This window comes from Pseudomonas sp. G(2018) (assembly GCF_005502415.1).
Taxonomy (GTDB): Bacteria; Pseudomonadota; Gammaproteobacteria; order Pseudomonadales; family Pseudomonadaceae; genus Aquipseudomonas.
In genome coordinates this window covers 16,206-40,543 of sequence record NZ_SCOO01000017.1, presented here as the reverse complement: position 1 = coordinate 40,543, position 24,338 = coordinate 16,206, and the positions used below count along the sequence as shown (strand labels likewise).

Sequence of the window (24,338 nt, the reverse complement as noted above, 5' to 3'; positions counted from 1 at the left end):
TTGCGGTTCCAGGCGTCTTTGCCTGTTCTTTTGCGGTGTTGAAACCAGACGGCCATGCCTGATCCACCGATATTGCCCACGACCTGTGCGGTTGATCGATCGTCGTTGACCGAGCGGGCTGCCCATCTATGTAGAGGGGCTTGAGGGGATCAATGCAGGGTTTGTGCCAGTCGAAGATCGGGGCTGGAGAAATGGTCGGGGGGCGGCGGTTCAGGCGGGTTTCAAGGCGAGTCGTGTTCAACTGGCCGGGCGTGGCCGAGGGGAAGATGGATCAGCAAACCGCTACGCACTGGTGCACGCTATCAAGCTTCGCGCTTTATATAAGTGCATGCAGCGTTAAAAAATCGAGGGTGAAATCGTTTTTATTGTAGGAGCCAGGCTTGCCGGCGAAGGCGTTTTCAAGGACGTCTTCGCCGGCAAGCCTGGCTCCTGCAGGCATTGATTCGACTGGGCGTTCAGCAACACCGCGTATTGCACTTGCCCCGGCCGAACCGTGCTTCCTGGCGCTCACGGAAGAACGCCTCGTAACTCATGACTGGCTCGCCCGGGGATTTGACCGCCATGAGCGCTACGTAATTATCGTAATCGGGAACACCCACCATTGACTGTGCGCTTTGGCGGAAGAACCGGGCGACCTGCTTCAGTTTATGGAACATGGCAATGCTCTCTATGGGGGATTGGATGGCCCCATGTAACCGCGCCGATGTATCTGCAATGTGTCCGTGCGCAGGGCATTTGTATCTTCGTGTAGCACCGGGACCGCGACCTTTTGGCGCAGGACCGGCGGGCGATCGATTGAGCGCCACAGGGCAACAGTTTGTTAACATCCCTGCGCTTTTTTTCGTCTGATCCGTCAGGCACTGTGTTTTTCCGGTTGCTACACAGGAAGCTTTTTTCCATGAGTACGTTGTATACCCGTCGCACGGTCCTGCGCGGCATGGGCCTGCTGAGCCTTGGCCTGCTCGCTGGCTGCGATGACAGCAGCAAGCTGTCGTTCAAGTACGGCAAGGATCTGAGCGACAAGATCATGGGACGTTCCTTCAAGCTTAAGGACGCCCAAGGCGAGACCCGGATGCTGGGCAGCTACCAGGGCCTGATGCCGATGATCTTCTTCGGTTTCACCCAATGCCCGGCCGTCTGCCCGACGACCCTGGCCCGCGCGGCCCAGGCGAAGAAACTGATGGGACGCGATGGCGAACGCCTGCAAGTGATCTTCATCACCCTGGACCCCGAGCGCGACACGCCCGAAATGCTCGACAAATACGTCAAGGCCTTCGATCCGAGTTTCGAGGCGCTGTCCGGCACGCTGGAAGAAACCGCCGCCACCGCCAAGGAGTTCGGCGTATTCTTCGAAAAGGTTCCGAGCGGCGATACCTACACCCTGTCCCACACCGCGACCAGCTTCGTGTTCGACTCCCGAGGCAATTTGCGCCTGGGCCTGTCCGCATCCCTTACCGCTCAAGAGTGCGCAGAAGACCTGCTCACCGTCATGGAGGTCTGCTGATGACTTCGTTTTGCGCACCCCGTATCAAACAGCTGGTGCTGGGCCTGTCCCTGATCGGCCTGGCCTGGCAAGTGTCCGCGCAAACCCAGGTCAACGACGCCTGGGTTCGCGCCACGGTGGCCGGCCAGCATTCGACCGGCGCCTTCATGACCCTGCAGGCCGACACGGACAGCAAGTTGCTCAGCGTGCAGTCACCGATCGCCAAGACAGTACAAATCCACCAGATGAGCATGAAAGACGATGTGATGCGCATGGGGCAGGTCGAGTCCGTCGAGTTGCCGGCAGGCAAACCGGTGAGCCTGGATCCCAGTGGCTATCACATCATGTTGATGGACCTGACCGCCCAGGTGGCAGAAGGCAGCACAGTCCCCCTGACCCTGACCGTGGAAAACGCCAAGGGCGAGAAAGAGACGATCAAGGCCGAGGCCCAGGCCCGTTCCCTTGGCGCGATGGATCACAGCAAAATGGATCACAGCAAAATGCATTGAGGGTCTGACGGCCTCGATCAACGAGGCCGGTCACTGATAAGAGGTGCGCACCATGACGACGAACACTGAGACCGCCATCCTCGCCGGCGGCTGCTTCTGGGGTATGCAGGATCTGCTCCGACGCTACCCGGGCGTGCTGGCCACGCGGGTCGGCTACTCGGGCGGCGATGTGCCCAATGCGACCTACCGCAATCATGGCACCCACGCCGAAGCGATCGAAGTGGTCTTTGACCCACAGCAGATCAGCTATCGCCAGATTCTCGAATTCTTCTTCCAGATCCACGACCCGACCACCAAAAATCGCCAGGGTAATGACCTGGGTACGAGTTATCGCTCGGCACTCTATTACCTGAGTGATGAACAGCGGCAAATCGCTGAAGATACCGTTGCCGACGTCGAAGCCTCCGGCCTTTGGCCCGGCAAGGTCGTCACCGAGATCGAGCCTGCCGGACCGTTCTGGGAAGCGGAGCCTGAGCATCAGGACTATCTGGAACACTATCCCAGCGGCTATACCTGCCACTTCATCCGGCCAAACTGGACGCTGCCGAAACGCCGCTGATGGTTGACCCCTTGTAGGAGCACGCTCGCTCGCGATGGACGTCAACGATGACGCGGGGCGTCTGAATGCCCGTGTCGCTCTCAGGTTTATCGCGAGCTCGCTCCTACAGGGGTTACGTCGCCCGTTCATTTGCGCGTTGACGTATTGAGCGCCACGGCGGCGAGAATCAGCGCCTTCAGGGCGGCGGCGTCGATGATGTCACCTTCATGCAGATCAATCGCACGTCGGGTGTTGCCTTCCAGGCTGGCGTTGAACAGCTTTGAAGGATCGTCCAGCGCGGCGCCCCTGGCGAAGGTCATCTTCACCGCGTTCTTGTAGGTCTCGCCGGTGCAGATAATCCCGCCGTGCGACCACACGGGTACCCCGCGCCACTTCACTTCCTCGACCACCCCGGGGTCGGCCTGCTTGACCAGCGCCCGGACCCGCGCCAGCGTCTGGCCGCGCCAATCATTCAGTTCGCGGATTTTCGCGTCGATCCGCTCGGAGGCAGAGCCCGTCTCTTCCTGTGAGTCAGTGATTTCCTTTTTCATGAGGGCTGTTGTCCTCGACGCGTGACGATTTTGTTGAAAGCAGGTAGCCGCGCTGGACCCAGACCCTGCGGTCGATAGCCTGTCGCAGCCGCTCGCGGTGTTCGGACCAGACCAGCGGGTCGACCGAGGTCGTCGAGCGCATCAGTTCGAGCATGGCCGAATGGGCCGCGTGATATTCAGCCTGGGCATCGCTGGCCTTGATTTTCAGGCGCTCGCTGTCAGTCATCTCCATCCGCCGCAGGGCCAGTACCGCTTCGTCGGTGATCAACGGGCTCAATGTCAGTTGCGCCCGGTGGGGGGCCACGAATGGCTCGGTCTCCAGCACGAGTTCCCGGGCCCGCCGCGCTCCCCATTTCAATGCCGAAGCGAGCGGCTCGCGGAAACCGCGATCCGAAAAGGCTTCGAACATGGCGCCACCACTGGCGTCGTAGATTCCGATAAAAACCTGAGTCATCCCCTCCAGCGTGATGCGCGCCTGCACTTCAATCTGCCGACCGTCGTTCAACACGTCTTCGTAGGTTTTCACCGGTAAGCGTTTATTGAGCCATAGCCAGAACTGTGCGCCTCTGCGTCGCATTCATAACCCTCCCCGGTTTAATCATCGAGTAAGGCACAGGTAAACACTGTTCGCCACTCCACCGGTCGTTCGTAAATGAATGTGAGTATTGCGCATTTTCAATCATCAAACTGCCATTGCGATCTAGACTACATCAACAACGAGGCAGCGATCGCCGGTTCAATCAGCAGGCCGATAAAAACAAGGAAACTCAACCTTGAACACTTCAACCCTTTGCCTCCTGGGAGGCCTGCTGGTATCCGCCGGGGTGCGTGCCGACGGGGTCATTCCCGTCCTTGAACTGGACTTCACCAGGGCAGCCACCGAAACCCTGAAGAAACACGGCATCAACGACGCGTGCATTATCGCCGCCGCCAACCCTGGCGCTTTCACCTATTGCCGGGAAGGCTCGACAACGCTCTGGAAGTATCAGGCGCTGGACCTCGATCAACAGGCAAAAACCCTCGAGGGCAACATGCCGGCGTCAATGGATGACGGACGGATCTCCATCGCAGAAGTCGAAAGTGCGGCCTGCGCCGAAGACACTCCCGAGCCGCTGGTCCACCCGACGATTACCCGCGCACTGGCCCTCGGCCTGATCATCCTGTTTCTGTTGATTGGCTTGCGCCACACTTACAGGGCAACCATGGACGGCTTTTTTGTCCCTAACATGAATTTGGGCACACACCTGCAACGATCCGCCGGTCCTATGCACTCGAATCGCTCGACGACGAAGGCCTTGGGCGCTTTCTCCATTGCCGCTGTGATCGCACTTGTTTATTTCGGCTACACCACGCTTTGAACAGAGCCGACGAAAACGAACGGGTCATCGCAAAATCAAAATCGACGAGAACGAGCGCAAGGTGGCGCAAGGCAATTGAAACAGTAGACACCTCGCAATTGTGAATATGGGAGCAAGCATTGCTCCGGATATCCCGGGCCGCATTCATTTGAAGTGGCCAGAAAACAAGCGTCCACTGCCCTCTTTCTACCCGCTATTTGCAATGCGCGCAGGGTGTCATTCGTGCAGCCTGCATGGCGAGGTTCAACCTGCGGGGAAAACAACACACTGATTGCAAAGGGATTTACGCCCACGATTCGATTGGCACAGTCAATGCTGCCTATGTTTGGAAACCAGGGGTGCCGGCATCGACCGGCGCAACACTTCCCGTGACAGTGAGGCAAGATAATGAACGCCATTGACATGCTCAAAGCCGACCATGAACGAGTGAAAGGCATCCTGACTCAGTTGGAAGATTCAACCGAACGCGCGGTGAAAAAACGCGCCGAGCTGATTGCAAAGCTAGAAATGGAAATCACGATCCATACCAGGCTCGAAGAACAGATTCTCTACCCGGCCTACAAAAAAGCCGGCGGTAAAGAACAGGAAAAAATGTACTACGAGGCCAAGGAAGAACACCGCACGGTCGACTCGCTGGTCATGCCGGACCTCAAGATGACCGATCCTGCCAGCGTCGAGTTTTCCGGCCGCGCAAAAGTGGTCAAGGAGCTGCTTGAGCATCACATCGAAGAAGAGGAAAAAGAGATGTTCCCCGAGGCCAGGAAGCTCTTGGGCAAAGCGCAACTTGAGGAGTTGGGCAAGCAGATGGAGACGATGAAAGCGTCCTGTAAAAAAGAACTGAACGGCGGCAACATCGCAGCTTGATGGTGCTGGCGCTGTTCAGTCCGGCGCGTCGGCGTTATTGATCGGCGGTTGTCTGTTGGCGATCAATTGCATCCGGGGCCAAAACCCCAATCGCTGAACGCCGGCATCAGGGTCGGCGTTCGGCGATCGGCGCATGTTGAGCCATCAGCTCGGCGACCCACTCGATGAACACGCGCACCTTGCGGCTGATATGCCGATTGGGGGGAAAGGCCACGTAGATCGGCATCGGATCGAGACGCCAGTCTTCGAACAGGGGCAACAGTTCGCCACGTGCCAGATGGGGCCTGGACATGTAGTCGGGCAACCAGAGAACCCCCATCCCTGCCAGGCCTGCCGCGATGTACGCATTGCCATCGTCGACGGCCAACACGTAGCGACCTCTGATCTGGACGCTCTCACTGTCATTGCGCATGGCGTATGGCAATGCCCGGCCGGTGCGCGCCCACAGGAAGCCGACGATACGATGATCGGAATCTTCCAGCTCCCGTGGATGCAGGGGTTTACCGACACGTTCCAGATAACTCGGCGCCGCAAACACCCCGAGCTGCAAGTCACCCACCCGCCTCGCCATCAGTGACTGATCGCTGAGCTCGCCGCCGCGCACTACGCAATCGACGTTCTCATCAATCAGATCGACGATGCGGTCACTGACGCCCATGTCGATCTGGATGTCGGGGTATCGGGCGTGAAAATCAGGCAGCGCCGGGATCAAGATCATGCTCGCCAGCGGGCTGGGCACATCCACCCGCAGTCGGCCCCTGGGCACTGCCGAGGCACCCGACAGGCTGCTTTCGGCATCGTCCAGCTCGGCCAACAGACGCACCACGCGCTCGTAATAGAGCGCGCCATCGGCAGTGACGTTGACCTTGCGCGTGGTGCGGTTGAGCAATTTCACCCGCAAGCGTGCCTCCAGTTGCTGCACCAATTGCGTCACGCTGGTCTTGCTCATGTGCAGGGTTTCGGCAGCCTTGGTGAAGCTGCCCGCCTCCACCACCCGGGCAAATGCCTGCATCGCATCGAAACGGTCCATACCTGCTCCAATAGCTGGCGGATTGTTTGGTTTTTACGAACAGTGATAGTTGCAGTTGCGCGTTTATCCGGCAAGCCCGTGGACCTACAGTCCTTCCATCGTTAACCGCGGATCGGTTTTGATCCGCTGATGGAGGTCTGTATGACAAAGCGTGATGTTGTTTTTCCACCCGGCCGCCAGGCGCTGTATGAGCGCAATCGCTACTCGCCGGCGATCCGTTCCAATGGCTTTTTATTCGTTTCGGGGCAAGTGGGCAGTCGCGAAGACGGCTCGCCCGAACCGGATCTGGAGACCCAGGTCCGGCAAGCGTTCAACAACCTGAATGGGATTCTGGGCGCTGCCGGTTGCAGCTTCGATGATGTGGTGGATATCACCGTCTTCATCGTCGATCCCGAATCAAGGTTCGAGACGATCTGGAAGGTGGTACCCGAGTTCTGGGGCCAGGCGCCGCACCCGACGTTGACCGCCGTCGGCGTCACCTGGCTCTATGGCTTCCAGTTCGAGATCAAGGTTATCGCCAGGCTTCCCGAAACCGCGGGAAGCTGAGCGGCGGTCACTCCTTGACCAGCCCGCCAGGCAGCGCCGCGCCCTGCTGGAAGATCACGGTCTGTGCCGGCATCGGCGCCGGGAAACCGGCTTCACCGAGGGCATCCTTGATGATGCGATTGGTGTCGAAATACACCTGCCAATAGTGCTCGTTATGGCAGTACGGACGAACCGCCAACACCGGTCCAACCAGGTTGAACTCGAGGATTTCCACGTCGACCGCAGGTGTTTCGAGCACATTGGGGATGGCGGCGATCTTCTCTTTCAGCAAGGCCGCGGCCGCTTTCCAGTCGGCGGCACCGGACAGCTGCGCCTTGAGTTCGACGCGACGGAACGGGTTGTGGGTGAAGTTCTGGATGTTGTCGCTGAAGATCTTGTTGTTGCCGACCAGGGTCAGCACGTTGTCCGGGGTGTTGATCGCGGTCGCGAACAGGCCGATCTCGATGACGGTTCCGACAACCCCGCCCGCCGAGATGAAGTCACCAACCTTGAACGGACGCAGCACAATGATAAAGGCACCGGCCGCCAGGTTCGCCAGCAGCCCGGACCAGGCCATGCCGATCGCCAGGCCGACCGCGGCGAGCAGTGCCGCGAAGGTGGTGGTCTGCATCCCCAGGTAACCGAGGATGGCGATCACCAGGATGATGTTCAGGGTCACGGTGATGGCCGAGCCTACATAGCGCAGCACGGTCGGGTCCACCTGCTGCTTGCCCAGGGCTTTCTGCACCATGCCGACGGCAAAGCCGATCAGCCAGCGGCCGACGATCCAGAAGGCAATGGCGCTCAGAACCTTGACCGCGAAGGCCACACCATAGGCCTGTATCACGGCCATGACCGCGTTGAACTTCTCGGTTGTTACGTTAACGATGGTCTCGTCCATGGCGAAGCTCGCAAATGAGGGTAGACCTCAAGACGCTAGCACAGCCTTAGCGGGTCGCCAGTTCGGGCGTGGGGTGAATCGGCTGCCGTCTTCGCGGGCAAGCCACGCTCCCACAGGCATCCAGGGTGCTCACAGCATGTGCGTGCCACAGAACCCTGTGGGAGCGAGCCTGCTCGCGAAGGCGGCGGGTCAGTCAACATTGATGTTGAGTGTGATGCCCTCTTCGCGAGCAGGCTCGCTCCCACAGGTTTTGTGCCCTTAGTGCGGGGCGCGGGGGATGGTCTTGAGCAGGTCGTCCGGGCTGATGTAGCCAACGACCGGCTGAACGCTGCCCGGTTGCGGCAGGTCAAGGATGTGGCCCTTCATCTTGCCGATCACGTGCATCTCGCAGGGTTTGCAGTCGAACTTCAGCGTCAGCACTTCATCGCCGTGAATCAGCTGCATCGGCGCCACTTTGGTGCGCACGCCGGTGACGCCCTTGGCTTGTTTCGGGCACAGGTTGAAGGAGAAACGCAGGCAGTGCTTGGTGATCATCACCGGCACTTCGCCCGGTTCCTCGTGCGCCTCGTAGGCCGCGTCGATCAGCTTGACCCCGTGACGGTGATAGAAATCCCGGGCCTTCTGATTGTAGACGTTGGCCAGGAACGACAGGTGCGATTCCGGGTACACCGGCGGCGGATTGGTTTCGGCCTTGCGGCCACCCCGTGGGTGAGCCTTGATGCGTGCCGCAGTCAGCGCTTCGATCACTTCCCGGCGCAGCGACTTGAGCTGCGAGTTGGGAATGAAGAACGCTTGGGGCGCATCGAGCTTGATGTCGGTGGCGTGGTATTCGGTGGTGCCCAACTGACCCAGCAGGTCACGCAATTGCTCCAGTGCCTGCTCCGGCTTATTGGCCAGACCGAACGGGCCGTCCAGAGCGACACTGGCGCTAACGCCCTCCTCACTGGTGACCGTCAGTTGCAGACGCTGCTCGTCCAGGCGTGCAACCCAGGCCACGCCGATGCGGCGTTCGGCAGAGGTCTTTTGCAGGGCTTGCTGCCAGTTATGGTCCAGGTTGCGATTCAGAGGATGATTCGGGCGCAGTTGGTGCAGCCCCTTGGGCATCTCGTTGGGCTCGACGCGGTAGCGATAGCGCTTTTCGCCGTCCTCTTCAAACTCGCCTTTCGGTTCGGCAATGTTGGTCCGCCAGCCCACGACCTCGCGCTTGACCAGCACATTGAGGCCGTCGCCGTTGGACAGTGGTTCCTGTGTGACAACGATCAGGTCGCGCTTGCCGACTTTTTCCACCACGCCCACCGGCAGGCCGGTGAAGGTCGGCGAGTCGAAGGCGCCGATGTCGATCTTGCGTTCGCTGACGAAGTAGTCGGTACTGCCACGGTGGAAGGTCTTGTCCGGGTCGGGCACAAAGAAGTGCGCGGTGCGGCCACTGGAAGCACGGGCCAGGTCAGGGCGATCTTCGAGGACCTCGTCCAGGCGCTGACGGTAATAGGCGGTGATGTTCTTCACATAGCCCATGTCCTTGTAGCGTCCTTCGATCTTGAACGAACGCACGCCGGCTTCCACCAGGGCGCGGATGTTGGCGCTCTGGTTGTTGTCCTTCATCGACAGCAGGTGCTTCTCATAGGCGATCACACCGCCCTTCTCGTCCTTGAGGGTGTAAGGCAGTCGGCAGGCCTGGGAACAGTCGCCACGGTTGGCACTGCGACCGGTCTGCGCATGGGAAATGTTGCACTGGCCGGAGAACGCCACGCACAGCGCGCCATGGATGAAAAACTCGATCGCAGCGTCGGTCTCGTCGGCGATGGCGCGGATTTCCTGAAGGTTCAGCTCGCGGGCCAGGACCAGTTGCGAGAAACCGGCCTGATCGAGGAACTTCGCCCGCGCCAGGGTGCGGATGTCGGTCTGGGTGCTGGCGTGCAGCTCGATCGGCGGGATGTCCAGTTCCATCACACCCAGATCCTGGACGATCAACGCATCGACACCGGCATCATACAACTCATGGATCAGCTTGCGCGCTGGCTCCAGTTCGTTGTCGTGCAGGATGGTGTTGATGGTGGTGAATACCCGGGCGTGGTAGCGATGGGCGAACTCCACCAGGCTGGCGATATCGCTCACTTCGTTGCAGGCGTTGTGGCGCGCGCCGAAGCTCGGGCCGCCGAGGTACACGGCGTCGGCGCCATGCAGGATGGCCTCGCGGGCGATGGCTACGTCGCGGGCGGGGCTGAGCAATTCCAGGTGATGCTTGGGCAAGGACATAGTTTTTTTTAGTCAGGCTGTCACGGTCGAGGTGCGCATTGTAGCGGCGAAATGCCTGATGGGCATCCGTGTGCTGCCGGGTGGCAGCCAGAAGTCTGAAACCCTTGTGGCGATTGCAATAGGTGTGTACGACTTGAACCTGTGGGAGCTGGCTTGCCAGCTCCCACAGGGGGCGGGGTGTTGCCGGGATCAGGCCTTGGCCGCCATGGCGACGACTTCCACGCGCATGCCTTCGACTGCCAGGGCGGCAACGCCAACGGCGGCGCGCACTGGCCAGGGTTTGGCGAAGTAGCGTTTGTAGACTTCATTGAACGCGGCGCGGTCGGCCATGTCGGTGAGGTAGATGGTCAGGTGCATGACGCGGTCCATGGAACTGCCCGCACGCTCCAGCGCGACCTTGAGCGCTTGCAGGGTGCATTCGCTCTGAAGGGTGATGTCGCCCAGTTCCAGGCTGCCGTCGGCGCGGGTCGGGATCTGGGTGGACATCAGGATGCCGTTGAACGCGGCGACGTCGGAGGAAATGGAATCCTGGTCAGGATCGGGCGTGAAGGTGATGTCTTGGTTGGCCATGGGGCTCTCTTGTTTGAGGAGGTAAATTTGTGTCGGGAGTTTACCAGACACCTCCGTAACTGCCGCAAAACACCACCGGCTATACCGACGGCTGATGGCTGGTGACGCAGTGAATGCCACCGCCACCGGCCGCGATGGCGTCGATATTGAGCTGCACCACCTCACGATCCGGATAAAGCTCGGACAGCAGATCAAAGGCTTTGCGATCGGCCGCCTTGTCACCGAACTCGGGCGAAATGATCGCCCCGTTGATCACAAAATAGTTGATGTAGCCGGCGGCGAAATCCGGGTTGTCCCGGCTGAACTTGCTCTTGCGTGGCTTGAGCGGCGGCGACACCGTGTGTACCTGCAACTTACGGCCATCAGCATCCGTGGCGTTCTTGAGAATCTCCAGATGCGCGCGTGTGACTTTACTGTCGTAGGACTCGGGGTCGCTGTCGAGGTTGGCGATCACCACGCCCGGCTTGACGAAACGGGCATAAAAGTCGACGTGGGCATCGGTGATGTCCTTGCCCTTGATGCCCGGCAGCCAGATGATTTTGCGCAAGCCTAAACGGTCCTTGAGTTCCTGCTCGACCTCGGCCTTGCTCCAGTCTGGGTTGCGGTTGGCATTGATCCAGCTGCTTTCGGTCATGATCCCGGTGCCATGACCGTCCACCTCGATGCCACCGCCCTCGCCCACCAATTCACTGCGCTGGTAACGGGCCTCTTCGCGATGGGCAACCTGCTTCGCCACCTGTGCATCCTTGCCGTGCCGCTGCTTGTTGCCCCAGCCGTTGAAGTTGAAGTCCACGGCGCCGAGTTCGCCGTTGCCATCGACGACAAAATTGGCGCCGATATCACGCATCCAGATGTCGTCGAGTTCGGTGATGACGTAGGTGATGTTGGCGGTACCGCAATGTTCTTCGGCCAGATCCCGCTCGCTCTCGCGACAGAACACGGTGACCGGCTCATAACCGGCGATGGTCCGTGCGATCCGGCCGAGGGCCGCTTGCACGTCGGGGGTGAAGTCTTCCCAGATGGCGCCCTGTGCGCCGAAGGCGATGAAGGCCTGTTCGTGCTTGTCGCCTTCATCCGGCATGTACCAGCGGCCTTCGCTGGCCGCCAGCGCTGACACCGGGCTCAGGCCAAGACCCATGAAGGCGGCTCCCACACCGGCGATAACCGATGCCTGTTTGATGAATTCGCGACGCGTTGACATGCAATTGTTCCTGAACATTAATAACGCCCGGCTGAACGCTGGACCTGTGGGAGCAGGCTTGCCCGCGAAGGCGTCCTGTCAGCCAACATCAAAGTCACTGATCGACCGCTTTCGCGGGCAAGCCCGCTCCCACAGGGGCAGTGCTGGATTCACTGGCCGGTAGCGGTCTTGAACTTGGTCCAGGTGCGCATGCGCGCCCGCATGTCGGCCTGGGGAATGTCCTTGCCCGGGATCAATCGAGCATAGGTGGCTTCATCGATGTAGATGTCCGGGTTGTCGCGCATCGACGCATCGACGCTCGGCCGGGCCTTGGCGTTGGAGGTCGGGTAACCGGTGAAATTACTGATGGCGGCCATGTTCTGCGGACGCATGACAAAGTTGATGAACGCATAGGCGTATTCCGGATGTTTGGCATCGACCGGGATCGCCATGGTGTCCATCCATACCGTGGTACCCTCGCGGGGAATGCGGTACTGGAAGGTGGTCTTCTTGCCGGTGGCGTCCGAGGTGCGCTGGGCCTGGGTCATGTCGCCGCTGTAGCCGAGGGACAGGCACAGGTTGCCATTCACCAGGTCGGTCACCGGTTGCGACTGGAACTTGCGAATGTACGGCCGCAAGCCGGCCAGCAGTTCACTCGCCGCCTTGAGGTCTTCAGGCTTGGCGCTGCGCGGCTCGCGACCGAGGTAGTTGAGTACCACCGCCAGCACTTCGTCCGGTGAATCGATCATCGAGATACCGCAATCGGCAAACTTCGCGGCCAATTCAGGCTTGAACAACATGTCCAGGCTGTTGACCGGGGCATCGGGCACGCGCTGCTTGATCTGCTCGGCGTTGTAGGTCACGCCGATAGTGCCCCAGGTATAAGGGACGGTGGCCTGGCCCGAATGCTCGTACTGCCCGCGCAGCTTTTGCAGACCGGGTTCGATGTCGGCCAGTTCGGTGAGTTTGGAGCGGTCCAGCGGCTGCAGGCTGCCGGCGCGCACCAGGCGCTCGGCCACGGTGTCGCCGGGGAAGATCAGGTCATAGCCGCTGCCGCCGGCCAGCATCTTGGCTTCCAGCGTCTCGCTGCCCTCCATGACGTCGTAGATCACCTTGATCCCGGTTTCGGCGGTGAACCGGCTCAGGGTGTCCTCGGCAAAATAATCGGCCCAGTTGTACAGCCGCAGGGTTTTCTCCTCGGCGTGCAGCGATGGCATCGCACAACTGATGGCCAATCCCAGGACGCCGGGTAACAGTCTGTTGAACGTAGGCATGTCAGACCCCTTGAGTGTTCCAGCGTGCGTGGATGTGGCGACCGTCCTGGCTCAACAGCGCTCCGTACATCTCCGGACGACGGTCGCGGTAGATGCCCCAGCTCAGGCGTTCTTCGCGCATGGCGGCCAGGTCGAGGCTGTGCACCAGTACACCGGTGCTGTCACGGTCGGCCTCGGCGAGCAATTTGCCTTTGTGGTTGCAGATGAAGGACGAGCCGTAAAAGCTCATCTGCAAGGTCGGATCAAGGGTCGCCGCTTCCCGGCCGACGCGATTGGACGCCACCACCGGCAGGATGTTGGCGGCCGCATGGCCACGCATGGTCATTTGCCAGTGGTCACGGGAATCCAGCGTGGCGCAGCCGGGCTCAGAGCCGATGGCCGTGGGAAACAACAGCACGTCGGCGCCCATCAAGGCCAGGCAGCGAGCGGTCTCGGGGAACCACTGATCCCAGCAGATACCCACGCCGATACGCCCGAACGCCGTGTCCCAGACACGGAAACCAGTGTCGCCGGGGCTGAAGTATTCCTTCTCCTGATAGCCGATGGCGTTGGGAATGTGAGTCTTGCGATACACCTCCAGCAAGCGCCCGTCGGCATCGGCTACACACAAGGAATTGAAGTACGCGTTGCCGGCTTTCTCGAACCAGCTCAGCGGCAACACCACGCCCAGCTCCCGGGCCAACGCGGCAAAGCGCTTGAGTACGGGGCTGTCGCGAAACTCCTGGGCCAACGCCAGATGTTGGTGACTTTGCTCGATACAGAAATACGGCGTGGCAAACAGCTCCTGCAGCAGGATGACCTGGGCGCCTTTGGCCGCTGCTTCGCGCACCAGTTGCTCGGCCTGATCGAGGTTGTGTGGCAGGTCCCAGGTGCAGGGCATCTGGGTGACAGCAATGGTCAACACGGTCATGGCATCAACCCTCCACCGGCCAGGCCGGCTGTTGCTGGGTGATGCAATGCACCCCGCCACCACCATGGGCCAGGTTGTTGATGCGCACCGGTACGATTTCGCGCCCCGGGAACGCCTGAGCCAATACTTCGGCCGCCGCGTGGTCAGCCGCAATGCCATAGGCCGGCATGATGATCGCGTCGTTGGCGATGTAGAAGTTGGTGTAGGACGCGCAGAACACTTCAGCCTCGGTGTCCACGGCTTCGCTGGCTTCATACAGTTCGATCAGTTCGAACTTGCGCCCTTTGGCATCGGTTGCCAGTTCCAGGGCACGACGGTTTTCCCGGGCCACTTCGGCGTACACAGATTGGCGGTCGTGGGTCGCGTCCACCAGCAACACACCGGGACGGGCGAAAGCACACACGCCATCGACATGACCGTCAGTCATGTCGCCGGTGACATAGTCCGGATCGCCCGGCAGCCAGATGGTTTTCTTCACGCCCAACAGCCGGGCGAAGATCTCCTCCATCTCGGCCTTGGTCATGCCCGGGTTGCGATTGGGGTTGAGCAACACCGATTCGGTGGTGATCAGCGTGCCTTCGCCGTCGACATGAATCGCCCCGCCTTCGTTGCTCAGGTGCGTGCCGAAGCACGGCAAGCCCATTTGATTGAGCGCGCGGCGCGCCAGGCCTTCGTCCAGGTCGTGGGCCGACTTGCCGCCCCAGGCATTGAAGCGCCAGCTCACCCCGGCCAGGCCTTGCTGCGGATGGCAGACGAAACTCGGACCGGAATCGCGGCACCAGCTGTCGTTGACCGGCAACTCGATCAATTCGATGTTGGCGCCACACAAGGCCTTGGCACTGGCGACAGCAGACGGATCGACGACCATTTTCACCGGTTCGAAACGTGCAATGGCGTTGGCCACGCCCGCGAAATCCGCTTGCACCTGCGCCAGGGTCACACGCCAACCCGACTCCCAGAGGGCCTGATTGTGCGGCCAGACCATCCAGGTCGCGGCGTGCCGAACCCATTCCGCAGGCATCATCCAACCGGTGTTTGGTATTTCATTCTGCTGCATGATAAAAGCCCTTTCAGTTAAGCCATTGTGTTCAACAAATGCTGCGTTGTTGGTCATGGCCTGCATGCTACGGCTGTAAAAACGGGCAAACAAACGATGGATTTTGCGGAAAAGTGATTAGAGGATCTTATCAATATGCTTAAGCACTGGCCGCCGCTGAGTACCCTTCGCGGCTTCGAAGCCGCCGCCCGCCTGGGCAGTTTCCACAAGGCTGCCGCCGAGTTGCACCTCACCCAATCGGCCATCAGCCAGCAGATCCGCAGCCTTGAGGCGTACCTTGAACAACCCCTGTTCTTTCGCAGTGGCCGCAGTGTCAGCCTGACCGATGCCGGTCACGACCTGCTCAGCACCACCCAGGCCATGCTGCAACAACTGGCCGTGGGCATTCGTCGCCTCGGGCAGTATCAAAAACCCAACCAACTGGTACTCAACACCACCCCGGCCTTCGCCCGCCATTGGCTGCTGCCACGCCTGGGTGACTTCCGCCGTCAGCATCCTGAAGTCGATCTGTGGATTTTCAGTACCGATGAAGTGCCGGACATGGCCACCCAGACCATCGACATCGCCGTACGCGATGACATCAGCTCCCAGGCCGAATGCAGCTTCAGGGTGCTGTACGCCGACCGCCTCTACCCCGCCTGTCACCCGAACCAGCTGGCACAGCCGCAGGCACAACGCACCACCCTGCACGGCGAACGGGAAATGGACTGGAGTCATTGGGCGGTGGAGGCCGGCATTGATGTCGGCCAGCAGGATCAGGGGCTGAACTTCTCCGATCCCGGCCTGCTGCTGGACGCTGCGTGCGCGGGGCTCGGTATCGCGCTGGTCAGCCAATTGCTGAGTCGCCAGGCCCGCGCTAACGGCCTGTTGCAACCCTTGGTAGAGCAAACCATCCGCGGCCCGAACTGGGCGTTGTTGACCCATCGCGACAGTGAGAACAATGCGCGAAGCTTCAGTGAGTGGCTGATCAAAAACCTGGAAATCGAATAAGCCGAATCGGAATTCTGCGCAGGATTAACAATCGACCAGCGGGTTGGAAATAAAGGTACGGCACAAAGAAGACAAGCATCTGGATAAGGAAGCGTAAAAAACACCTGTGATGCCTTGAATGAAGTAACCAGATTTCGTCGGGGCAACTTGTGGGAGCGAGCCTGCTCGCGAAGCGCCAGGTCGTTCAACATTGGTATCGACTGACACGACGCTTTCGCGAGCAGGCTCGCTCTCACGGTTTTTGTGGTTCAGTGCCGGGACATCAGGCCGTGCAGCACACCGAACCGCAACCCCGGTTCCGAAGGTGTCATGTGGGAAATGCCGAAGACCTTGAACGCCGCCAGCATCAGCACCAATCCACCCGGCAGGATGCTCAGGCGATGGGGTTGCAGCCCCGCCAGCCGCAGCTTTTTGACATGCCCGACTTCCAGCAGACGCAGCGACAAACGCAGCAGGCCGCTGTAGGTAATGCCGCGCTGGCCGAAGTCATTGAGCCCGTTGCCATTGAGTATTTTGGCCAGCATGCGCGCCGTGCCTGAAGAGCCGATGGTCTGCTGCCAGCCCTGGGCGCGATAACGGCGGACTACCTTTTCAAACTCAAGCATGGCGACGCGTTCGGCTTCGAGCAGCGCCTGGGCGGTAATGCCGCCGTCCGCAAAGTAGCGCGCCCCCCAGGTGCCGCTGCCGATGGCAATGCTCTCGGTGACCAGGGGCCGGGCGCCGCGCCCCAGAATCAACTCGGTGGATCCCCCGCCGATATCCACCACCAGGCGCATGCTCTGCTGACACGGAATCGTATGGGCAACACCGGCGTAGACCAGATGCGCTTCTTCCTGGCCGGAGATGACATCGATGCGAAACCCCAGGTGGCGTTCCGCACTGGCCAGGAATAATTGAGCATTGTCGGCTTCACGCACGGCGCTGGTCGCCACCGCCCGCACTCGCCCGGCTTCGAATCCGCGCAATTTCTTGCCGAAGCGCGCCAACGCCTGCCATCCCCGATCCAGCGCCAATTCGTCCAGTGCCCCGCCTTGAAACCCCTCGGCCAAACGTACGGGCTCACGCAGGGTTTTCACTTCCTGAATCATGAGTTGTTGGTTGCGTTTGACCGACTGGCCAATCATCAGGCGAAACGCATTGGAGCCCAGGTCAATGGCTGCAAACAGGGAGGCGTCACCTTTCATGGGAGGGATTCCTGGCAGTTACATCAGCCCGCGAACGGCGTTGCACCGGTCGCTCAGGGTGGTTTGCGACGATCCTGCCACGGCGTTGGTGACATCACGATGACAGGCAGGTGAATTTCGCCATATCAGAGACGCCACCATTTCGTCACACCCACGAACCTGACGGCGTGATTTTTAAGTGATGTTTTTTGCAGAAGCTTACCCACTGCTTTAGCGGCATAATCGCCACTGGTTCATACCAGGATCGAATAAATGACCGCTGAAAGCTACGACCAACTCGCGATCTTCGCCGCTGTAGCACAGGAGCGCAGTTTCACTCGCGCCGCTGCCAGACTCGGCATGTCGCAACCCGCCTTGAGCCGGGCCATGCGTCAACTGGAAGATCGGCTGGGCGTCAGGTTGCTTTCACGTACCACCCGCAGCGTATCCGCCACTGAAGCGGGCGAACAGTTGCTGCGGGTGATTGCTCCCAGGTTCGAAGAAATCGACACAGAACTGGCCTTGCTCAGCGAATTCCGAGACAAGCCGGCGGGCAAACTGCGCATCACCGCCGGCGAACACTCCGCGATCACGATCCTGCAACCCGTACTCGGGAAACTACTGCCCGACAACCCCGACCTCAGCATTGAAATCATCGTCGACTACGGACTGACCGACATCGTGGCCGAAGGCTTCGACGCCGGCGTCCGTTTGGGTGAGCAGGTTGCCAAGGACATGATCGCGATGCGCATTGGCCCTGACATGCGAATGGCAGTGGTCGGCTCGCCGGAGTATTTCGCCCGGTATTCGAAGCCAGGCGTTCCGGGCGATCTCATGCAGCACAACTGCATCAACTTGCGTATGCCCACTTACGGTGGGCTCTTTCTCTGGGAGTTCGAGAAAAACGGGCAAGAGCTGAAAGTCCGCGTCGAAGGCCAACTGGTGTTCAACAACATTGCCATGCGTCTGGAGGCCGCCCTCAAGGGGTTGGGGCTGGCCTATATGCCGGAAGATCTGGTGCAGGAATACGTCGCCCAGGGTCGATTGATTCGCGTGCTGGCGGATTGGTGCGAACCGTTCTCTGGCTACCATCTCTACTATCCGAGCCGGCGCCAGAGTTCACCGGCCTTCACACTGCTGCGTGAAGCCTTGCGCTATTTGGATTGATTTGCCTGAGTTGCTTGCAGTGCCTCACCGGCACGCTTGGCCGCATCGGTATGGCCTTGGTCAGCCAACAACCGGGCCAGTTGGCGCAATTGCCCCGGGCTCAGGCCGACCCTCAGGCTGGCGGCCATGTGCGAGCGCAGTTGCGATTCCACACCGGGGGTGACGGCCAGCGCCGCAACCGTGGCCAATTCACGACTTTGCCAGTCAAGGTTATCGCGCTCGAAAATGTCGCCGAACAAATGCGCCTGCAGGTACTGATTGATGACAGGGGCGAAATCGAACAGCGGGCCCTGCACCGGCGCGCCGGCAATGCGGGTCTGGTTGGCCTTGCCCACCGCCAGCAGTTCATCGCCAGTGGGAATGACGCGCCCGGGCTCGCGCCCCGGATCGTCCTCAATGCCGTTTTGCTTGCGCGTTTGCACCACTTTCATCAGCTCGCCGAGCGCGTTGAGGCTGCGTGGAAAACCGCTGTACGCGTAAAGTTGAACCAGTATTTCCTTTGCCTCGCTGACGGTCAGGCCCGCGTCCAACCCCTGATTCAAGGCAGCATTGAGTCCCGGCATGTTGCTGGTGGCCATGCTGGCTGCAATCAATGGAATGGCCTGCTGTTTAGTGGACAGCACCTCGGACACGGGATGTTCGGCTGGCATTGAAGGCGGCGCCACGGCATTGCGCGCGTTGTATTGATCATCGCTGACTTTCTCCAGCCATTGGACGCTCTTGCCTTCCATCACACCGGTCACGGCCAGATGAGTCATGGGGCTCGTCGGTGCGGCACCGTGCCAATGCTTCACGCCGGGTGGACAAACGATCACGTCCCCCGGGCGGATTTCCTCCACGGGCTTGCCCCACTCCTGGGTCAGCCCGGTACCGGAAACCACTACGAGCCGCTGGCCGGCGGGATGGGTGTGCCAGGCCGAACGCGCACCCGGTTCGAAGGTGACGTAAGCGCCCGATGCATTGACTTCGCGGGTAGCGGGAAACAAGGGGTCAACCCGCACCCGCCCGGTGAAATAATCCGCCGGCCCCGCCGCCGATGCCTGGGTGCCCGCACGGCTGATCTGCTGGGCGACCCGGGATTCACTGGCCCCTGCTTCAGCCCCGGCAGCACTGGCGAAGGGCGCCGCGGCGCACACTGCGATACCCAGAAGGGTGTTTTTCATGATCTCGGTTCCTTCAAGTCAGAGCGTTCTGGCGTAAAACGCGTTCAACTGGCCAATGGCGACGTCCACATACTCAGGCACCCAGTAGGTTTCGATATGCGTGGCGCCATCGATCATGAACAGTTTCTTGTCCTGGGTGCCTGTGGCCTTGGCAAAGGCCTGCTCCGACATGTACAGGCTGTCGGCCTTGCTGCCGGCGATCATCAGCAAGGGCTTGTCGATCAGTTCGATCTGATCCGTGGCGTCGAAACTCATCAGGTCCAGAAGGCTGCTCAAGGTGTATCGGAACGTGGAGTTGGGATGAGCATGGGTCTTGCCGTAGTACTCGAAACCTTGCCGATACAGATCAAATGGCAGTTTGGCAATTTGCTCATCCGTCAGCTTGGCATCCCCGGTATAGAGAATCTCCCCGCCAGCAGCCTCTTGGGCGCGGGCCGCCGATGCTTGCTCCAGGCGTTGCTGGATCGTGGCCAGTTGCGAATCCCGGTAGCCATTGCGCCGCACCAGTCCGGAGTTGAACATGCTCAGGGTTGCGATGGACTGGAAGCGCTTGTCGGTTTGCGCCGCCTTCAATGAATAACCGCCACCGCCGCAGATACCGAGCAAGCCCAGGCGCGAACGATCGACGCCCGGGTAGCCGGCGATAAAATCCGCCATGCCATGGATGTCCTCTATGCGGTACGCGGGTTTGTCGACGTTGCGCGGCTGACCACCACTGGCCCCTTGATACGCTGCATCGGCAGTGATCGTGATGTAGCCCTGATCGGCCAGGCGCTGGGCATACAGGCCTGCGACCTGCTCCTTCACCCCGCCATTGGGGTGGGCCACGACGACGACCGGGTATTGCTTGGCCGAGTCATAGTTTGCGGGGGTGTAAACGTTGGCGGATATATCCAGGCCATTGAGTTTGTACGTGACAGGGTGGATGTTGACCTTGCCTGGCTCGTTCCTGGTGATCGCACCACCGTAGGTCAATGTGAAGGGGTTCTGCTGGTAATCCTCGGCCTCGACTTCGGCTCCCGACATCCCGATCATGGCGGCCAGAAAAGTGGCCTTCAGCGTGGTTCGCGTCATATGAGTATTCCTGCCCATTTCTGTTTGCAAGGTGCACGGCAACCATGGCCGTGCTTGTGATCAATCCAGTTCTTTTTCCGCGAGGAAGGCCGAAACCAGATCCGCGATCTCGATGTTGTTCATGTCCGAGAACGGGAAGTGGCTATTGCCCCTGATCCCGATCTGCGGCAAGTGGATCAGCCTGACGTCACCGCCATGGCGATTCACCGCATCACGCCACAGTCGCGCCATCTCCAGCCGGGCACGCCAGCTGTCCTGTGCCGGTAGCCGAACGGGTTTATCGGGGATGTTGTCGCCGTAAAAGATCAGGATGGGGATGCGGGTCAGTGCTTCGAACTGCGACTTCGATACGACATGTGCCGAGAGCGTGTCGAACGCGCTGGAAATCGGCGCGGGAACCTCGCCTTCCGGGAACACGAAGCTGCTGCCAGGCTCGAACGCGACGATGGCCCGCACATTGCGGTTCTTGATCGCCGTCAGCCAACCGGGCCCGCCACCCTGTGAATGGGTGAACAGGATGGCCGGCCCTGTCTTGTCCAATAGCGCGGACACGCCATCGGATACGACCTCAATGTCAAAAGGACCGGTGTTGGGCGTCATCGAACGCAAGAATTGCTCAAGCGCCTGCGGTCCACGGGGAAACTGGCTGCCCTCGAAGGTCGAGGGCCACAGGCCGATGCGAAACTGGTTGAACCACAGTTGCTCATCCGGTATCGGCTTGACCGTCGTCTCAACCAGACTGCGCCCCGCATCGCCACGGCGTGGCTGGTCGATCAGGTACGTGGAGAAACCGCGACGCAGGAAAATGTTCTGGAACCCTTCCCTGCCATCGGCCGTGGTTTCCCAGGACTTCGCCGATTGGCCCGCGCCGTGCCACATAACGATTGGCAGCGGACGGGCGTCAACCGGAACCTGGTAGAACGCATAGACGTGGTCGCCGTGGTAGCTCTGGCCATCAGGGCGCAACGGTTTATAGGGATCAAAGGTGCCCGGCTGAGTGAGCAACCCACCGCCAGCGAACAGGCTTCCCTGATCCTTGATGACCAGCGGAGCGCGCTCGCTCGCACTGGCGATCGCACAGGTACTGAGTGCGAAACAGAGGGTACTCATCCTCGCGGCGGCGGGGACGCACTTGCGCAGAAGGTTCTGGGGCATGGGTTGCACTCGATTCGAAATCGTCGAGCGGCAACTTACCCTTCGAGCATTGATTGATAAACGGCACTAATTGGATAGCACCGATACCAGGTTTGCATAAATCAAATGAACAGCCATCAAGGGTCAACCTGCCCCATCAATTGCGCCACCGTTTCCTGGCGTTTTGCATAGCGCTGCGCCAACACTGCACACACCATCAACTGAATCTGATGGAACAGCATCAGCGGCAGGATCAACACGCCGATGGTGCTGCCGGCGAACAGTACCTGGGCCATCGGCACACCAGTGGCCAGGCTTTTCTTCGAACCGCAGAACAGAATGGTGATGCGGTCTTCCTGATTGAAGCCGAAGAGTTTGCCCAGCACGGTGGAGGCCACCAATACCAGACCCAGTACCACGCAGCATGCGACCACCAACCCCGCCAGGTCCCGCAACGGAATCTGGTGCCAGATGCCTTCGTTCACCGCTTCGCTGAACGCGCCATAGACCACCAGCAGAATCGAGCCCTGATCAACGAACTTCAGCCAGTTTTTGTTGCGCCCCACCCAAGCGCCGATCCAGCGTCGCGCGATCTGCCCGGCAATGAACGGCAGCAACAACTGCACGCTGATTTTCACGATGGCATCGAGGGTCGAACCGCCTTCGCCGTGCACATTCAGCAGCAGGGTCACCAGCAGCGGCGTGAGAAAAATCCCGAACAGACTGGAGGCTGCCGCGCTACAAATCGCCGCCGGCACGTTGCCCCGGGCCAGGGACGTGAAGGCAATCGCCGACTGCACCGTGGCGGGCAGCGCGCAGAGGTAGAGCATGCCCATGTACAGGTCGGCGCCGATCATCGGAGACAGCACCGGTTTGAGTGCCAGCCCGATCAGCGGGAACAGCACGAAGGTCAGGCTGAACACCAGCAGATGCAAGCGCCAGTGGCCGGCGCCGGCGATGATCGATTCGCGGGACAGCTTGGCGCCATGCAGGAAAAACAGCAGCGCAATGGCGACGTTGGTCAGCCAGCCAAAGCCCACCGCCACCTGCCCGCTGGCGGGCAGCAAACTGGCGAGAAGCACCACGCCGATCAGGGTCAGGGTGAAGTTGTCGGGTAGGAAGCGAGGGCGAGTCATCGGGATCATCCGGGTTTGCCAGGGGTGTGGCCTCGACTCTACTCCGCCACAAGGTTACCGGCTAACGCTAGTAAGCCAGTAGATAGCGCCTAACGGACAAACCTGTCATTCCTCTGTGGGAGCGAGCTCTGCTCGCGATAAACGTCCAGGCAACGCGATCATCCAGGTAGCCCGCGTTATCGTGGACGTCCATCGCGAGCAAAGCTCGCTCCTACAACCTTCCCCGCCTTGTATCGAAATGTATCTACACTTCCCCACGATACAAAACGCTTCACCCGCACGCGTTTCTGAAATAGCCCGGATACCTGCCTGCACTTAAATGTGAACCACGGCCTCCCCCCGCCTGACCTACATTTAAAAAGGAGCTCCACCATGAAAGTGCATTTGTTGAACAAACACGCCGACAAAAATCGCCGTCATCTGGTGGGTTCCACCGTTCTTGCTCTGACATTGGGTGTACTGGGAGCAGTCAACGCTCAGGCCAATACCCCTGCCACCGCAGCACCTGCACCCGTCAGTGCGTCAACCACCACCGACACCCCGTTCGGCCCGCTCAAACACATCAATGCCGGCTTGCTGAGCGTGGCGTATGCCGAAACCGGCCCGGCCAATGGCCCGGTGGTCATTCTCCTGCACGGCTGGCCTTACGACATCCACAGCTATGACGAGGTCGCGCCCTTGCTCGCGGCGAAGGGTTACCGGGTACTGATGCCGTATGCACGGGGGTATGGCGATACCCATTTCCTGTCCGACAAAACCCTTCGCAATGGTCAACCCGCCGCTCTGGCCAGCGATGTCATCGATTTCATGGACGCTTTGAAAATCAAACAAGCCGTACTCGGCGGCTACGACTGGGGTGCGCGTACGGCGGGTATCGTCTCGGCGCTCTGGCCTGAGCGGGTCAAGGCGCTGGTTTCGGTCAGCGGTTACCTGATCGGCAACCAGGCCGCCGGCAAGAATCCCTTGCCGCCCAAAGCTGAATTGCAGTGGTGGTACCAGTTCTACTTCGCCACCGAGCGCGGTCGTGCGGGTTATGAAAAGAATACCCATGAGTTTGCCAAGTTGATCTGGCAGTTGGCTTCGCCGCAATGGGCGTTCGATGACGCCACGTTCAACCGCAGCGCCGCCGCCCTGGACAACCCCGATCACGTCGACATCACGATCTATAACTACCGCTGGCGCCTGGGCATGGTGCCAGGCGAAACGAAGTATGACCCGCTGGAACAGAAACTGGCCAAGGCCCCGTCCATTAGCGTACCGACCATCACCATGGAAGGCGACGCCAACGGCGCACCGCATCCGAAAGCCGAGGACTACCGCCAGCGTTTCACCGGTAAGTACGAATACCGGCTGATCACCGGCGGCATCGGCCATAACCTGCCGCAAGAAGATCCGCAAGCCTTTGCCAAGGCGATCATCGACGCCGATAACCTTTAAGGTCATCGCCTGCTGCTCCCGGAGTCGCCTACGGGTGATTCCGGGAGGTCTTCTCTAAAAAAGAACAA

25 protein-coding genes are annotated in these 24,338 nt (G+C 60.3%); 9 read left to right on the top strand and 16 right to left on the bottom strand.

The window, feature by feature from the left end:
* Positions 1–455: 455 nt before the first annotated feature.
* Positions 456–656, bottom strand: coding sequence for a YbdD/YjiX family protein (locus FFS64_RS17365; protein WP_137806408.1), 201 nt, complete (start codon positions 654–656; stop codon positions 456–458).
* Between the two features lie 242 nt (positions 657–898).
* On the opposite strand from FFS64_RS17365, the gene FFS64_RS17360 reads away from it, so the two are divergent.
* Genes FFS64_RS17360 through msrA form a run of 3 tightly spaced genes read left to right on the top strand, consistent with a single transcriptional unit; the run spans position 899 to position 2,551 of the window.
* The gene (locus tag FFS64_RS17360; RefSeq protein WP_137806407.1) at positions 899–1,504 is read left to right on the top strand and encodes an SCO family protein; all 606 of its coding nucleotides are present in this window, start codon (positions 899–901) and stop codon (positions 1,502–1,504) included.
* A complete protein-coding gene (locus FFS64_RS17355) occupies positions 1,504–1,992 on the top strand; it encodes a copper chaperone PCu(A)C (protein ID WP_137806406.1) in 489 nt (162 codons plus the stop codon). Before FFS64_RS17360 ends, FFS64_RS17355 begins: the two co-directional genes overlap by 1 nt.
* A gap of 52 nt (positions 1,993–2,044) precedes the next feature.
* Positions 2,045–2,551 (top strand): peptide-methionine (S)-S-oxide reductase MsrA, encoded by a 507-nt coding sequence (gene msrA, locus FFS64_RS17350; protein WP_137806405.1) that lies wholly within the window; start codon positions 2,045–2,047, stop codon positions 2,549–2,551.
* 125 nt (positions 2,552–2,676) lie between these two features.
* Here the strand turns inward: msrA and FFS64_RS17345 are convergent, their stop codons facing one another.
* Together FFS64_RS17345 and FFS64_RS17340 are read right to left on the bottom strand one after the other, a co-directional pair.
* Positions 2,677–3,081: a DUF1801 domain-containing protein gene (locus FFS64_RS17345; RefSeq protein WP_137806404.1), complete on the bottom strand. Its 405-nt coding sequence runs from the start codon at positions 3,079–3,081 to the stop codon at positions 2,677–2,679.
* A complete protein-coding gene (locus FFS64_RS17340) occupies positions 3,062–3,658 on the bottom strand; it encodes a hypothetical protein (RefSeq protein WP_137806403.1) in 597 nt (198 codons plus the stop codon). The genes FFS64_RS17345 and FFS64_RS17340 overlap by 20 nt, the downstream gene beginning before the upstream one ends.
* A gap of 196 nt (positions 3,659–3,854) precedes the next feature.
* Between FFS64_RS17340 and FFS64_RS17335 the strand changes: the two genes are divergently transcribed.
* Positions 3,855–4,439: a hypothetical protein gene (locus tag FFS64_RS17335; RefSeq protein WP_137806402.1), complete on the top strand. Its 585-nt coding sequence runs from the start codon at positions 3,855–3,857 to the stop codon at positions 4,437–4,439.
* A 387-nt stretch (positions 4,440–4,826) separates the two neighbouring features.
* Positions 4,827–5,303: a hemerythrin domain-containing protein gene (locus tag FFS64_RS17330; protein WP_137806401.1), complete on the top strand. Its 477-nt coding sequence runs from the start codon at positions 4,827–4,829 to the stop codon at positions 5,301–5,303.
* A 106-nt stretch (positions 5,304–5,409) separates the two neighbouring features.
* Here the strand turns inward: FFS64_RS17330 and FFS64_RS17325 are convergent, their stop codons facing one another.
* Positions 5,410–6,333, bottom strand: coding sequence for a LysR family transcriptional regulator (locus tag FFS64_RS17325; RefSeq protein ID WP_137806400.1), 924 nt, complete (start codon positions 6,331–6,333; stop codon positions 5,410–5,412).
* Positions 6,334–6,474: 141 nt separating this feature from the next.
* On the opposite strand from FFS64_RS17325, the gene FFS64_RS17320 reads away from it, so the two are divergent.
* Positions 6,475–6,879: a RidA family protein gene (locus FFS64_RS17320; RefSeq protein ID WP_137806399.1), complete on the top strand. Its 405-nt coding sequence runs from the start codon at positions 6,475–6,477 to the stop codon at positions 6,877–6,879.
* 7 nt (positions 6,880–6,886) lie between these two features.
* On the opposite strand, the gene FFS64_RS17315 is transcribed toward FFS64_RS17320, so the two are convergent.
* The 7 genes from FFS64_RS17315 to FFS64_RS17285 form a co-directional block, all read right to left on the bottom strand.
* A complete protein-coding gene (locus FFS64_RS17315; protein WP_137806398.1) occupies positions 6,887–7,759 on the bottom strand; it encodes a mechanosensitive ion channel family protein in 873 nt (290 codons plus the stop codon).
* Between the two features lie 258 nt (positions 7,760–8,017).
* The gene (locus FFS64_RS17310) at positions 8,018–10,015 is read right to left on the bottom strand and encodes a U32 family peptidase (RefSeq protein ID WP_137806397.1); all 1,998 of its coding nucleotides are present in this window, start codon (positions 10,013–10,015) and stop codon (positions 8,018–8,020) included.
* Positions 10,016–10,204: 189 nt separating this feature from the next.
* Entirely contained in the window at positions 10,205–10,585 is a 381-nt protein-coding gene (locus FFS64_RS17305; RefSeq protein ID WP_137806396.1) for a RidA family protein, read from the bottom strand.
* A gap of 79 nt (positions 10,586–10,664) precedes the next feature.
* Positions 10,665–11,786 (bottom strand): agmatine/peptidylarginine deiminase, encoded by a 1,122-nt coding sequence (locus FFS64_RS17300; protein ID WP_137806395.1) that lies wholly within the window; start codon positions 11,784–11,786, stop codon positions 10,665–10,667.
* Between the two features lie 149 nt (positions 11,787–11,935).
* Positions 11,936–13,039 (bottom strand): extracellular solute-binding protein, encoded by a 1,104-nt coding sequence (locus FFS64_RS17295; protein ID WP_137806394.1) that lies wholly within the window; start codon positions 13,037–13,039, stop codon positions 11,936–11,938.
* A gap of 1 nt (position 13,040) precedes the next feature.
* Positions 13,041–13,949, bottom strand: a complete 909-nt coding sequence (aguB, locus tag FFS64_RS17290) for an N-carbamoylputrescine amidase (protein ID WP_137806393.1) — start codon at positions 13,947–13,949, stop codon at positions 13,041–13,043.
* Between the two features lie 4 nt (positions 13,950–13,953).
* The gene (locus FFS64_RS17285) at positions 13,954–15,006 is read right to left on the bottom strand and encodes an agmatine/peptidylarginine deiminase (RefSeq protein WP_137806392.1); all 1,053 of its coding nucleotides are present in this window, start codon (positions 15,004–15,006) and stop codon (positions 13,954–13,956) included.
* Positions 15,007–15,141: 135 nt separating this feature from the next.
* On the opposite strand from FFS64_RS17285, the gene FFS64_RS17280 reads away from it, so the two are divergent.
* Complete coding sequence (locus FFS64_RS17280; protein WP_137806391.1) at positions 15,142–15,996, top strand: LysR substrate-binding domain-containing protein; 855 nt, start codon at positions 15,142–15,144, stop codon at positions 15,994–15,996.
* Positions 15,997–16,244: 248 nt separating this feature from the next.
* On the opposite strand, the gene FFS64_RS17275 is transcribed toward FFS64_RS17280, so the two are convergent.
* Positions 16,245–17,180 carry a Ppx/GppA family phosphatase gene (locus tag FFS64_RS17275; protein WP_137806390.1) on the bottom strand — a complete coding sequence of 312 codons (936 nt, stop codon included), beginning with the start codon at positions 17,178–17,180 and terminating at the stop codon, positions 16,245–16,247.
* Positions 17,181–17,432: 252 nt separating this feature from the next.
* On the opposite strand from FFS64_RS17275, the gene FFS64_RS17270 reads away from it, so the two are divergent.
* Positions 17,433–18,326: a LysR family transcriptional regulator gene (locus FFS64_RS17270; RefSeq protein WP_137806389.1), complete on the top strand. Its 894-nt coding sequence runs from the start codon at positions 17,433–17,435 to the stop codon at positions 18,324–18,326.
* Here the strand turns inward: FFS64_RS17270 and FFS64_RS17265 are convergent.
* The 4 genes from FFS64_RS17265 to FFS64_RS17250 all read right to left on the bottom strand — a co-directional run bounded on the left by FFS64_RS17265 (position 18,314) and on the right by FFS64_RS17250 (position 22,833).
* The gene (locus tag FFS64_RS17265) at positions 18,314–19,489 is read right to left on the bottom strand and encodes a carboxymuconolactone decarboxylase family protein (RefSeq protein WP_137806388.1); all 1,176 of its coding nucleotides are present in this window, start codon (positions 19,487–19,489) and stop codon (positions 18,314–18,316) included. The two genes, FFS64_RS17270 and FFS64_RS17265, sit on opposite strands and share 13 nt — an antisense overlap.
* Positions 19,490–19,507: 18 nt before the next feature.
* Entirely contained in the window at positions 19,508–20,563 is a 1,056-nt protein-coding gene (locus FFS64_RS17260; RefSeq protein ID WP_137806387.1) for an alpha/beta hydrolase, read from the bottom strand.
* Positions 20,564–20,623: 60 nt separating this feature from the next.
* On the bottom strand, positions 20,624–21,718 hold the full coding sequence (locus FFS64_RS17255; protein WP_137806386.1) for an alpha/beta fold hydrolase: 1,095 nt from the start codon (positions 21,716–21,718) through the stop codon (positions 20,624–20,626).
* Between the two features lie 116 nt (positions 21,719–21,834).
* Positions 21,835–22,833: a bile acid:sodium symporter family protein gene (locus FFS64_RS17250; RefSeq protein WP_137806385.1), complete on the bottom strand. Its 999-nt coding sequence runs from the start codon at positions 22,831–22,833 to the stop codon at positions 21,835–21,837.
* Between the two features lie 372 nt (positions 22,834–23,205).
* Between FFS64_RS17250 and FFS64_RS17245 the strand changes: the two genes are divergently transcribed.
* Positions 23,206–24,270, top strand: a complete 1,065-nt coding sequence (locus tag FFS64_RS17245; RefSeq protein ID WP_137806384.1) for an alpha/beta fold hydrolase — start codon at positions 23,206–23,208, stop codon at positions 24,268–24,270.
* Positions 24,271–24,338: the final 68 nt, after the last annotated feature.

What these genes read in the sequence shown, in the direction of transcription:
- FFS64_RS17340 (WP_137806403.1), bottom strand. Translation starts at nt 3,658, where the DNA reads ATGCGACGCAGAGGCGCACAGTTCTGGCTATGGCTCAATAAACGCTTA.
- FFS64_RS17345 (WP_137806404.1), bottom strand. Translation starts at nt 3,081, where the DNA reads ATGAAAAAGGAAATCACTGACTCACAGGAAGAGACGGGCTCTGCCTCC.
- FFS64_RS17330 (WP_137806401.1), top strand. Translation starts at nt 4,827, where the DNA reads ATGAACGCCATTGACATGCTCAAAGCCGACCATGAACGAGTGAAAGGC.
- FFS64_RS17250 (WP_137806385.1), bottom strand. Translation starts at nt 22,833, where the DNA reads ATGACTCGCCCTCGCTTCCTACCCGACAACTTCACCCTGACCCTGATC.
- FFS64_RS17300 (WP_137806395.1), bottom strand. Translation starts at nt 11,786, where the DNA reads ATGTCAACGCGTCGCGAATTCATCAAACAGGCATCGGTTATCGCCGGT.
- FFS64_RS17280 (WP_137806391.1), top strand. Translation starts at nt 15,142, where the DNA reads ATGCTTAAGCACTGGCCGCCGCTGAGTACCCTTCGCGGCTTCGAAGCC.
- FFS64_RS17270 (WP_137806389.1), top strand. Translation starts at nt 17,433, where the DNA reads ATGACCGCTGAAAGCTACGACCAACTCGCGATCTTCGCCGCTGTAGCA.
- FFS64_RS17265 (WP_137806388.1), bottom strand. Translation starts at nt 19,489, where the DNA reads ATGAAAAACACCCTTCTGGGTATCGCAGTGTGCGCCGCGGCGCCCTTC.
- FFS64_RS17365 (WP_137806408.1), bottom strand. Translation starts at nt 656, where the DNA reads ATGTTCCATAAACTGAAGCAGGTCGCCCGGTTCTTCCGCCAAAGCGCA.
- aguB (WP_137806393.1), bottom strand. Translation starts at nt 13,949, where the DNA reads ATGACCGTGTTGACCATTGCTGTCACCCAGATGCCCTGCACCTGGGAC.
- msrA (WP_137806405.1), top strand. Translation starts at nt 2,045, where the DNA reads ATGACGACGAACACTGAGACCGCCATCCTCGCCGGCGGCTGCTTCTGG.
- FFS64_RS17360 (WP_137806407.1), top strand. Translation starts at nt 899, where the DNA reads ATGAGTACGTTGTATACCCGTCGCACGGTCCTGCGCGGCATGGGCCTG.
- FFS64_RS17275 (WP_137806390.1), bottom strand. Translation starts at nt 17,180, where the DNA reads ATGAAAGGTGACGCCTCCCTGTTTGCAGCCATTGACCTGGGCTCCAAT.
- FFS64_RS17320 (WP_137806399.1), top strand. Translation starts at nt 6,475, where the DNA reads ATGACAAAGCGTGATGTTGTTTTTCCACCCGGCCGCCAGGCGCTGTAT.
- FFS64_RS17295 (WP_137806394.1), bottom strand. Translation starts at nt 13,039, where the DNA reads ATGCCTACGTTCAACAGACTGTTACCCGGCGTCCTGGGATTGGCCATC.
- FFS64_RS17285 (WP_137806392.1), bottom strand. Translation starts at nt 15,006, where the DNA reads ATGCAGCAGAATGAAATACCAAACACCGGTTGGATGATGCCTGCGGAA.
- FFS64_RS17255 (WP_137806386.1), bottom strand. Translation starts at nt 21,718, where the DNA reads ATGCCCCAGAACCTTCTGCGCAAGTGCGTCCCCGCCGCCGCGAGGATG.
- FFS64_RS17315 (WP_137806398.1), bottom strand. Translation starts at nt 7,759, where the DNA reads ATGGACGAGACCATCGTTAACGTAACAACCGAGAAGTTCAACGCGGTC.
- FFS64_RS17305 (WP_137806396.1), bottom strand. Translation starts at nt 10,585, where the DNA reads ATGGCCAACCAAGACATCACCTTCACGCCCGATCCTGACCAGGATTCC.
- FFS64_RS17355 (WP_137806406.1), top strand. Translation starts at nt 1,504, where the DNA reads ATGACTTCGTTTTGCGCACCCCGTATCAAACAGCTGGTGCTGGGCCTG.
- FFS64_RS17260 (WP_137806387.1), bottom strand. Translation starts at nt 20,563, where the DNA reads ATGACGCGAACCACGCTGAAGGCCACTTTTCTGGCCGCCATGATCGGG.
- FFS64_RS17310 (WP_137806397.1), bottom strand. Translation starts at nt 10,015, where the DNA reads ATGTCCTTGCCCAAGCATCACCTGGAATTGCTCAGCCCCGCCCGCGAC.
- FFS64_RS17245 (WP_137806384.1), top strand. Translation starts at nt 23,206, where the DNA reads ATGAAAGTGCATTTGTTGAACAAACACGCCGACAAAAATCGCCGTCAT.
- FFS64_RS17325 (WP_137806400.1), bottom strand. Translation starts at nt 6,333, where the DNA reads ATGGACCGTTTCGATGCGATGCAGGCATTTGCCCGGGTGGTGGAGGCG.